The sequence below is a fragment of the Paenibacillus sp. FSL M8-0228 genome, assembly GCF_038007385.1.
GTDB lineage: Bacteria > Bacillota > Bacilli > Paenibacillales > Paenibacillaceae > Paenibacillus > Paenibacillus polymyxa_D.
The window spans coordinates 1-10,000 of record NZ_JBBOXA010000001.1 but is presented as its reverse complement, the minus strand read 5'-3'; the positions used below and the strand labels follow the sequence as shown (position 1 = coordinate 10,000).

The 10,000-nt window shown below is 45.7% G+C and carries 8 protein-coding genes (1 of these 8 cut by a window edge); 1 reads left to right on the top strand and 7 read right to left on the bottom strand.

Features of this window, described 5'->3' with window-relative positions:
• Positions 1 to 2,244: the 5' portion of a DNA gyrase subunit A gene (gyrA, locus tag MKY98_RS00040; protein ID WP_029518981.1), read on the bottom strand. The gene continues 321 nt to the left of window position 1, outside the view; 2,244 of the gene's 2,565 nt are visible here — the first part of the coding sequence; the start codon lies at positions 2,242 to 2,244; its stop codon lies off the left edge, out of view.
• A gap of 466 nt (positions 2,245 to 2,710) precedes the next feature.
• On the opposite strand from gyrA, the gene MKY98_RS00035 reads away from it, so the two are divergent.
• On the top strand, positions 2,711 to 3,538 hold the full coding sequence (locus MKY98_RS00035) for a YheC/YheD family protein (RefSeq protein WP_029518980.1): 828 nt from the start codon (positions 2,711 to 2,713) through the stop codon (positions 3,536 to 3,538).
• Between the two features lie 141 nt (positions 3,539 to 3,679).
• Here the strand turns inward: MKY98_RS00035 and gyrB are convergent, their stop codons facing one another.
• From gyrB to dnaA, 6 genes are all read right to left on the bottom strand, one after another.
• Positions 3,680 to 5,590, bottom strand: a complete 1,911-nt coding sequence (gene gyrB / locus MKY98_RS00030) for a DNA topoisomerase (ATP-hydrolyzing) subunit B (RefSeq protein ID WP_013308100.1) — start codon at positions 5,588 to 5,590, stop codon at positions 3,680 to 3,682.
• A gap of 30 nt (positions 5,591 to 5,620) precedes the next feature.
• Positions 5,621 to 5,872, bottom strand: a complete 252-nt coding sequence (remB, locus tag MKY98_RS00025) for an extracellular matrix regulator RemB (RefSeq protein ID WP_007433255.1) — start codon at positions 5,870 to 5,872, stop codon at positions 5,621 to 5,623.
• A 16-nt stretch (positions 5,873 to 5,888) separates the two neighbouring features.
• The gene (gene recF, locus MKY98_RS00020; protein ID WP_013308098.1) at positions 5,889 to 7,004 is read right to left on the bottom strand and encodes a DNA replication/repair protein RecF; all 1,116 of its coding nucleotides are present in this window, start codon (positions 7,002 to 7,004) and stop codon (positions 5,889 to 5,891) included.
• 54 nt (positions 7,005 to 7,058) lie between these two features.
• Positions 7,059 to 7,277: a S4 domain-containing protein YaaA gene (gene yaaA, locus MKY98_RS00015; RefSeq protein WP_029518979.1), complete on the bottom strand. Its 219-nt coding sequence runs from the start codon at positions 7,275 to 7,277 to the stop codon at positions 7,059 to 7,061.
• A 47-nt stretch (positions 7,278 to 7,324) separates the two neighbouring features.
• Positions 7,325 to 8,467 carry a DNA polymerase III subunit beta gene (gene dnaN, locus MKY98_RS00010; protein ID WP_029518977.1) on the bottom strand — a complete coding sequence of 381 codons (1,143 nt, stop codon included), beginning with the start codon at positions 8,465 to 8,467 and terminating at the stop codon, positions 7,325 to 7,327.
• A 186-nt stretch (positions 8,468 to 8,653) separates the two neighbouring features.
• Positions 8,654 to 10,000, bottom strand: coding sequence for a chromosomal replication initiator protein DnaA (gene dnaA / locus MKY98_RS00005; RefSeq protein WP_029518975.1), 1,347 nt, complete (start codon positions 9,998 to 10,000; stop codon positions 8,654 to 8,656).

The window sequence follows — 10,000 nt, the reverse complement described above, 5'->3', positions numbered from 1 at the left end:
AACTGGACCATTTTTTTCCGTAACATTAATCGTCTTGATCCCCTTACCTCCACGGCTTTGGATACGATAATCCATAACAGGGGTACGCTTGCCATAACCTTTGGCCGTTACAATCAGGATATCCAGGCTGGTATCCACGATGTCCATACCAATTACAGCATCACTCTCATCAAGGTTGATCCCTTTAACCCCTGTAGCGCTACGGCCCATAGACCGTACATCACTTTCAGGGAAACGGATAGACATGCCTTGTGCTGTACCAATAATCATTTCCTGCTGTCCGTCCGTCAGCTTCACTTCGATCAGGGCGTCATCTTCACGCAAGTTAATGGCAATCAAGCCACCTTTGCGGATATTTGCATAGTCGTCAAGCGGTGTCTTCTTAATAATCCCATGCTGAGTCGCAAAGAAAAGATAGCTATCCTCCACAAATTCCTCGATTGGAATTACCGCATTGATCGACTCACCCTGTTCAATCTGAATCAGGTTAATAATCGGTGTTCCCCGGGCTGTCCGGCTTAGATCAGGAATCTCATAGGCCTTAATTCGATATACCTTACCCTTGTCGGTAAAGAATAACAAATGATGATGTGAATTCGTAATGAACAGATGCTCTACGAAATCCTCATCTTTGGTATCCATACCCACTACACCACGACCACCGCGTTTTTGACTGCGATAGGTGGTAACAGGAAGGCGTTTGATATATCCCGTATGGGTTACAGTAATAATAACATCTTCACGCGGAATGAGATCCTCATCCAGAATACTCTCTTCACCCACTGTAATTTCAGTGCGACGTTCATCAGCGAAACGCCCTTTAAGTTCATTCAGCTCTTCGCTAATGATGTTGAGTACCAGATGCTCGTTCGCCAAAATCTCACGGTATTCCGCAATCTTTTGTATTAGCTCGTTATATTCGTTCTCAATCTTCTCACGTTCCAAACCGGTTAAACGTTGCAGACGCATATCGAGAATAGCCTGAGACTGCTCAAGAGTGAGCGAGAAACGCTCAATCAGTCCTTCACGAGCTGCTTCTGCAGTTTGGGAAGAACGAATCAAGGCAATAACTTCGTCCAGATGGTCAAGAGCAATGCGCAAGCCTTCCAGAATGTGTGCTCTAGCTTCGGCCTTTTTCAGATCAAATTCTGTCCGGCGACGAATAACTTCGACCTGATGTTTGAGATAATGATACAAGACATCCTTCAGGTTTAGAATCTTCGGTTCGTTGTTTACAATGGCAAGCATATTAATACCGAAATTCGACTGCATAGCTGTATGTTTAAACAAATTATTCAGAACGACATTCGGGTTCACGTCTCTACGCAACTCAATAACGACACGCATACCCGTACGGTCCGATTCATCACGCAGATCCGTAATGCCTTCAATACGTTTGTCACGTACTAATTCGGCAATTTTCTCAACCAGACGAGCCTTATTCACTTGGTAAGGCAGCTCATGCACGATAATCCGTGCTTTATTGCCGATCTCTTCTATGGTGGTCTTTGCACGCATGGTCACAGATCCGCGGCCCGTCTGGTACGCCTGACGGATACCAGAGCGTCCTAAAATATAACCTGCTGTCGGGAAATCCGGTCCTTGAATATAATCCATAAGTTCCATCGGCGTAATGTCAGGGTTTTCGATCAGTGCTTGTACACCATCGATAACCTCTCCCAAGTTATGCGGAGGAATATTGGTAGCCATCCCGACTGCAATCCCGCCGACCCCATTCACCAGCAAGTTAGGATAACGTGCTGGTAATACGACAGGCTCGCTCTCTTCACCATCGTAGTTCGGCATAAAATCAACGGTCTCTTTGTTCAAATCACGTAGCATTTCCATGGCAATCTTGGACAACCGTGCTTCGGTGTAACGCATCGCAGCGGCCATATCTCCATCCACGGAGCCAAAGTTACCGTGTCCATCCACCAACATGTAACGCAAGGAAAAATCCTGCGCCATCCGCACCATCGTATCATATACAGCCGTATCACCATGAGGGTGATATTTACCGATAACTTCGCCGACGATTCTTGCCGATTTTTTGTAAGGCTTATCTGGCGACATGCCTAGCTCGGACATCGCATACAAAATACGACGGTGTACCGGCTTCAGTCCATCCCGCACATCAGGCAAGGCACGGCTAACAATAATACTCATGGCATAATCCATAAAGGATTCGCGCATTTCCACTCCGATATCCCTATTGATGATTTGCGAGTTATTTTGATCCGCCATGCTGGTCCTCCTTCTTATCCTTCAATACAATGCTCTCTATGTGAAAAGCCTAACAAGATACTGCCTATACACTCCGCTCTCTGCGCAGGATTTTGGCTGAAATCCTCATCTGTATAATTATATTACTTTCACAAAAAGAGCACAATTAAACGCATCTGTCCTCTTTACAGCGTAAATCCCTCGTCATTCTCTTTCTGCCTGTAGCAGATCGCTATTCTCTTGTACAACTCACAAGCCCTGATTATAACAAATTCCCCAGAGCTGGGGATTAGCCCCCACCATAAGGGCCTTTTCCACATACAATACGTATACGGTCAGGGTTCAATTAGCAAAATTCCGAAAAACGCCGTATTTCTCTATTATATCATTGTTTTACGCGCTTGTCCTTTAGTTTCCCTTGTTTTGTTAAAGTGTTGCGGATTCCAAGTACATGACTCATATTTCGAAAAGAAAGGGATGAGATTACTTGTCTATTCAACGAGTATCCAGTAAGTGGACCAAAACAAATGCCATTCTCCCCAATCCGACATTGGCTGCTTATGTACCGGAAACACGGTTGTACACATTTGATCACTTAAACGAAATGTTGGCCGTGTATGGTACTGTCTATATTAAGCCGGATAACGGTACTTATGGAAAAGGGGTTATGCGGGCAGAGAGGCTGACAGAGCCGCTCCCGCCGACAGAAGAAGGAATCATCGAAGAGAGAACTTGGTATGTGCTTCGCTATGAAGTAGACATTTTCACCTTCGAAAGTCTAGAAGATCTGCATAGAGTGGTTTCTTCCCGCATACGAAAACGTCCATATCTGATCCAACGTGGAATTCCACTTCTTCAGCATGAAGAACGCCCCTTCGATCTGAGGGTATTAACCCAGATGAACTTGAGACACCAATGGGAAACAACACTTATTGTAGGACGCGTAGCTGCTCCTGACAAAGTCGTCACCAATCATCACAGCGGTGGGACAACACGCTTTTTCAATGAGCTGGTCGCTCCATATATGGATGTAAAGGAAGCTGTACGACTGGAGCAAAAATTATCGAAAATGGGCGAACGGGTAGCCTGGCAGTTGCAAAAAAAATACCCACGTTTAAGAGAAATTGGATTAGATGTGGGACTGGATCAGCAAAATTATCCGTGGATTCTTGAGGTTAATACGAGACCAGCAATCAAGGTATTCTCTTCCCTTCCAAACAAAAGCCTCTATCATAAAATATTCAGATATGCAGTAGGCTACGGCCGATACTCTCCATCGACAGGTAAACCCGTACGCTCTAAGAAAAAAGCCTAAAACAATGAGATTAGATATTCAAATACACCCGGGCTGGTTAATGACAAGAAAAGGGACGCCCATTTGGGCGCCCCTCGTGAACTCTTACAAAATACTACCTAATGAGCATGTAATACAGCCACTAGGAAGGAACGTTACACATTAGAAATCAAGATTTTTCACGTACTTCGCATGCTCTTGGATAAAGTCACGACGAGGTTCTACATTATCACCCATCAAGGTATTGAACAGTGTATCAGCCAGCATCGCGTCACTGACAGTTACCTGAAGCATAGTACGACTCTCAGGGTCCATCGTAGTTTCCCAAAGTTGGGTCGCATTCATCTCACCCAAACCTTTATAGCGCTGTACATTGTACTTCGCGTTTTCTCCAAATTCCCTGATGATCTCATCACGTTCCGCCTCGGAGTTCGCATAACGTACAACTTTGTTACGCTCTACTTTGAATAGTGGTGGTTGAGCAATATAAATATAGCCTGCATCAATGATTTTACGCATGTACCGATAGAAGAACGTCAGTAACAACGTACGAATATGGGCGCCGTCGACATCCGCATCTGTCATGATGATGACCTTGTGATAACGGGCTTTGGCGATGTCAAAGTCGTCTCCGATCCCTGTACCCATTGCTGTTACCATCGACCGGATTTCATCACTGGACAAAATACGGTCCAAGCGTGCCTTTTCAACATTCAGGATTTTACCGCGAATCGGCAAAATAGCTTGAAAGTGACGATCACGCCCCTGCTTGGCTGATCCCCCTGCGGAGTCACCTTCGACAATGTACAGTTCACTAATCGAAGCATCCTTAGAGGAGCAATCTGCCAACTTGCCTGGGAGCGAACTGATTTCCAGCGCACTTTTGCGACGTGTAAGCTCACGCGCTTTACGCGCTGCTTCCCGGGCACGTGCTGCTTGTAATGATTTATCTACCACGCGGCGGGAAACAGACGGATTTTCCTCTAGGAACTCCTGGAGTTTCTCTGCGAATAAGGATTCGACAATCCCTCGCACCTCACTGTTACCCAGCTTTGTCTTGGTCTGACCCTCAAACTGTGGTTCTGGAATTTTGACGGAGATAATTGCCGTCAATCCTTCACGCACATCGTCACCGGTCAAGTTGGCATTGTTGTCTTTAATCAAGCCATTTTTACGTGCATAATCGTTTATAATCCGGGTTAATGCACTCTTGAAACCTGATTCGTGAGTTCCGCCCTCATGGGTGTTGATGTTGTTGGCAAAAGAATAAATATTTTCGGTATAGCTGTCGTTATATTGCAATGCAACTTCGACTTGAATCATATCCCGCGAGCCTTCGACATAAATCGGCTGTTCATGTAGCGCTTCTCTTTTTTGATTCAAGAATTGCACATATTCACTGATTCCGCCCTCGTAATGGAATGTATCGCTAGCTCCCGTCCGTTCGTCAGTCAAGCTGATTGCAATGCCTTTATTCAGGAAAGCCAACTCACGAATCCGCGTTTGGAGCGTATCATAATCATATACGGTCGTTTCTGTAAAGATTTGATCGTCCGGATAGAAGGTCGTTTGGGTACCCGTCTCGTCTGTATCACCGATGACTCTGACATCATACTGCGGAGCACCACGGTGATATTCCTGCTCATACAGATGTCCGTCTCGTTTAACATGAACAATCATTTTGCTGGAGAGAGCGTTCACTACCGATACCCCAACCCCGTGCAGACCACCGGATACCTTGTACCCTCCGCCTCCGAATTTACCGCCTGCGTGAAGCACAGTCATAACGACTTCCAGCGCAGATTTTTTCATTTTGGCGTGTTCGCTTACTGGAATACCACGTCCATTATCTGTAACGGTAACACTGTTATCTTCGTGAACCACAACTTGAATGCTGTCACAATAACCCGCCAGCGCTTCGTCAATGCTGTTGTCCACAACTTCCCAGACCAGATGATGGAGACCTTTGGCGCTTGTGGAGCCAATATACATCCCGGGACGTTTCCGAACCGCCTCCAGGCCCTCAAGGACCTGAATCTCGCCCGCATCATAAGACGGTTGATTCATAGACATGCCTTTCACCTACTTCTATAGATTCTATGGTTAAGCATTGGCAACAAACTGGTTTGCCCGCTTTTTGAGTGTTGTTGAGGAGATGGGGGAATAATACACCGTATTCTGAGTAACTACGATGGACTTGGCTTCCTCTTCGCCAATCATCTCGACATGCTTTTGCTGTTGGGCATGGTTCACGTATTGCTTGGAGATTTTAGAGGATTTTTCAATCGAGATATCGAAAATAGCCACAAGCTCTGACGAGCGGATGATTTTTTCTCCACCCAGATGAATATACATAGCGGTCACTCACTCCTTAGTGTTCCACATGCCCGTCGTGGACGTGATAAATATTGGCATCCTTGAGTCGTTCTGCGTTCAAAGTCTCAACCCCGGTTGCCGTGATAAAGGTCTGTACTTTGCTTTGGAAGGTCTCGATCAGCTGGGTTTGACGATAGGGATCCAGCTCGGACAAAACATCATCCAGCAGCAAGACAGGATATTCACCAATTTCCTCATGAATTAACTCAATTTCGGCCAACTTCAAGGACAGGGCCGTCGTCCGCTGCTGCCCCTGAGAGCCATACGTATGCACTTCTCTGCCGTTAATGGCAAAGGCTAAATCATCACGATGGGGTCCCGCCAAAGTCATGCCACGGCGGATTTCCTGTTCCCTCATTTGGGATAACTTTATCATAAATCGCTCCAATAAGACAGCTTCATCTTCTTCCTCTGGCTCACTGAAGGAGGGAACATAGGTTAATTTTAACTCTTCCGTCCCACCTGCGATCCCTTCATGAATAGCTTGAGCCCACTTTTGTAGCTTTGTTATAAATTGTTTCCGCTTTTTAACAATTTTAACACCATGCTCAACAAGTTGCTCATTCCATACCTCCAGCATCAGCTGCACTGACGCCATATCCTTACCCCAAGCTTGCTTGAGCAGGTTATTTCGCTGAACCAATACTTTCTGGTATTGCTGCAAATGATACAGATAGCCTGGCGCAACCTGGCCGATTTCCATGTCAAGAAACCGGCGGCGAACCCCCGGTGTTCCTTTCACAATTTCCAGATCCTCAGGTGCAAACATGACCACATTTAACGAACCGATAAAATCGCTCAATTTACGCTGCTCCAGTCCGTTGATCTTTGCTTTTTTGCCTTGTGTGGATAACGCGAGATCCAGTCTGATTTTCCCGTATTTTTTATCCACATCTGCGGCTAGGTGAGTGGAAGTAGCCCCGAAAGAGATTAACTCCTTGTCGCGGGACGTTCGATGACTTTTGGTTAAAGCTAGTACAAAAATCGCCTCTACCAGATTCGTTTTGCCCTGCGCATTTTGTCCGATCAGCAAATTAACGGGACCAAATTCATTCAGTTCCAGCTGCTCATAGTTCCGGTACTGCTGCAAAACAATGTTGTTCACAAACACATAGGGTCCCCCTTGTTACTCCGTACCTAAAAGGAGTCCTTGCCACCCAGGCGATCATGCTCCTGCTGTAACCTCGAAACTTCCGTTGTCCTCTACTTCTACGGTATCACCTGGGTACAGTTTTCTTCCACGACGTTCTTCCGGTTCACCATTCACACGGACTTGTCCCTCTTGCAGCAGGGCTTTAGCCATGCCTCCTGTGGATACACAATCGGCTAATTTTAAAAATTGATCGAGCTTGATGTATTCGGTCTGTATAGATATTGGTTTCAAGGCTTGTTCATCCTTTCGGTTGTCCTCAGGTGGGTTAACGCTAGACATCAGTTGGTTGTGCGATATGGCAGGATGATATATAGCGCATTGCTGGAATCTGCCGGTTTTAAAATAATGGGACTCATAATGCCGGTAAAAGCAATCGTCAGCTGCTCGCTGTCAATCACCTTCAGCACGTCAAGCATGTATTTGGAGTTGAACGAAATTTTGAGCGGCTCCCCCTCAAATTTGGACACCGTTACTTCCTCACGCACTTTGCCAAGCTCAGAGGAACTAGAGGAAATTTCCAAACCGCCATTTTCCAGCGACTGCATTTTTACGATATTCGTTTTTTCCTCACGGGACAGCAAATAAGCACGGTCAATTGACTCACTTAAACTTTTTGTATCCACAATCAGTTCTGTTTTGTAGGAGGTCGGAATAATTCTAGAAGTATCAGGATAGGTGCCGTCCAAGATGCGGGAATAAAATAGCACCCGATCTACTTTGAATAATACCTGATTGTCCGCTACTACGATATCCACAAGCATATTTTGGTCTGGAATAATTCTGCTCAGCTCATTCAGCGTTTTGCCCGCAATGACAACATTGCTAAAGCGCAAGCCTTCAGACGTCTCCAAATGAGCGCTGCGGGTGGCAAGGCGGTGGCGGTCCGTTGCCACAAACTTCAGTTCCCCCTCAGCCAGATTCCACAACACGCCGGTTAAAATCGGTGTCGTTTCGTGGGTGGAAATGGAGAACACCGTCTGTTTAATCATATTTTTAAGTAAATCTCCTGGCACAGAGATGACTTGATTTTCTTCAATGTTGGGAAGCACCGGGAATTCTTCAGGATCTAAGCCAACAATCTGAATTTCAGTTGCACCGGACGAGATAAAGGTTTGGAATTGGTCTTTTACCTCCATACGAATCTCCTGCGAAGGCAACTTTTTGATAATTTCGACAAAGAATTTGGCAGGCAGCACCACACTACCGGGTTGTTCAACCTGAACGACAGTTTGGTCACCATCCTCCATCGGAATAAAGGATTGAATCGAGATGTCTGTATCGCTGGCGGTCAGCGTTACTCCCTGGTGATTCACATCCAGCTTAATACCACTCAGAATTGGAATCGTAGTTCGACTTGATATCGCTTTGGATACATGTTGTATAGCCTCGTTCAAAACGTTTTTCAGAATGCTGATCTTCATAAGTTCCTCCTACGGGTTTTAATCCTTCAAGCACGCGTTGACGCGGGCCTTATTTAGGTGATGTATATCTTTAAAATATATTAGTAATAGTAATAGGCGCACTGAATATGTGGATAAGTCACTGTAACCCTAATAAAATCAAGCCTATCCACATGTGTATAAATTGTGTATAGGCTCTGAACTTGTTCAGGTTGGATTTTTGATTTTTTCTATTAGGTTGTTGATAACTTTAAACAGATCCTGATCCACTTGAATGGATTTGGAGATTTTTTCGTGCGCATGAATGACAGTCGTATGATCACGCCCACCGAAAGCTTCACCGATTTTTGGCAAAGAATAATCGGTTAACTCACGAGACAGGTACATGGCAATCTGTCGTGGAAAAGCTACAGCCTTCGTCCGTTTACGCGCTTTAAAATCCTCCAGCCGTAAATTGTAAAATTCCCCGACTTGGTGCTGTATATCCTGGATCGTGATCATTTTTGGTCGACTGGACGGGATAATATCCTTCAGCGCCTCAGCCGCGAGATGACTTGATACATCCTGATTGGTTAAGGAGGAATAAGCGACAACGCGAATAAGCGCCCCTTCTAGCTCACGGATGTTTGTATCGATTTGATTAGCGATATACATCATGGCTTCATTGGGAATATCCAAGTTTTCTGCCCGCGCCTTTTTACGAAGAATAGCAATTCTCGTTTCCAGATCCGGCGGTTGGATATCCGTTATGAGTCCCCACTCGAAGCGAGAGCGTAGCCGTTCTTCCAGCGTTGGAATCTCTTTAGGTGGCCGATCGCTTGAGATTATAATCTGCTTGCGTTCCTCATGAAGCGCGTTGAACGTGTGGAAAAATTCCTCCTGCGTCGATTCCTTACCCGCAATGAATTGAATATCGTCAATGAGCAGAATATCAATGTTGCGATATTTATTCCGAAAACTTTCCCCGCGGTTGTCCCGGATAGCATTAATGAATTCATTCGTAAACTTCTCCGACGATAAATAAACGACCTTGCTGGCCGGATTGTGCTCCAAAATATAGTGTCCGATAGCGTGCATCAGATGCGTTTTTCCCAGCCCTACACCACCGTATAAAAACAGCGGATTGTAAGCTTTGGCCGGCGCCTCGGCGACGGCCAGCGATGCCGCATGGGCAAAACGGTTCCCCGATCCGATGACGAATGTATCGAATGTATATTTGGGATTCAGCATATGGGACACAGCTTCTTCATGAACGACCGGCTGCTGCTGAGGTTGTTGCTGAAGGTCGACCTCGGCGGGCTTGTTCTCTTCAATAACGAACTTGACCTCTAGCTGTTTGCCCAAAATCTCATAAACCGTTGCTCCGACTAGCTTGGTATAGCGGCTTTCAAGCCATTCCACGGCAAAAGTTGTCGGTGCAGAAATCACAATGGAGTGGTCATTTAGTTTCGCTGCCTTGGTAGCCTTAAACCAAGTGTCGTAACTCGGCTTACTCAGCTTGGTTTGTATGATGGATAGAATTTGCTGCCATAGTTCAGAGGTATGGCTGTCCAC

Excerpts from the sequence above, each read along its gene's own strand:
- gyrB (WP_013308100.1), bottom strand. The coding sequence starts at position 5,590 with ATGTCTATGAATCAACCGTCTTATGATGCGGGCGAGATTCAGGTCCTT.
- remB (WP_007433255.1), bottom strand. The coding sequence starts at position 5,872 with ATGTATATTCATCTGGGTGGAGAAAAAATCATCCGCTCGTCAGAGCTT.
- dnaN (WP_029518977.1), bottom strand. The coding sequence starts at position 8,467 with ATGAAGATCAGCATTCTGAAAAACGTTTTGAACGAGGCTATACAACAT.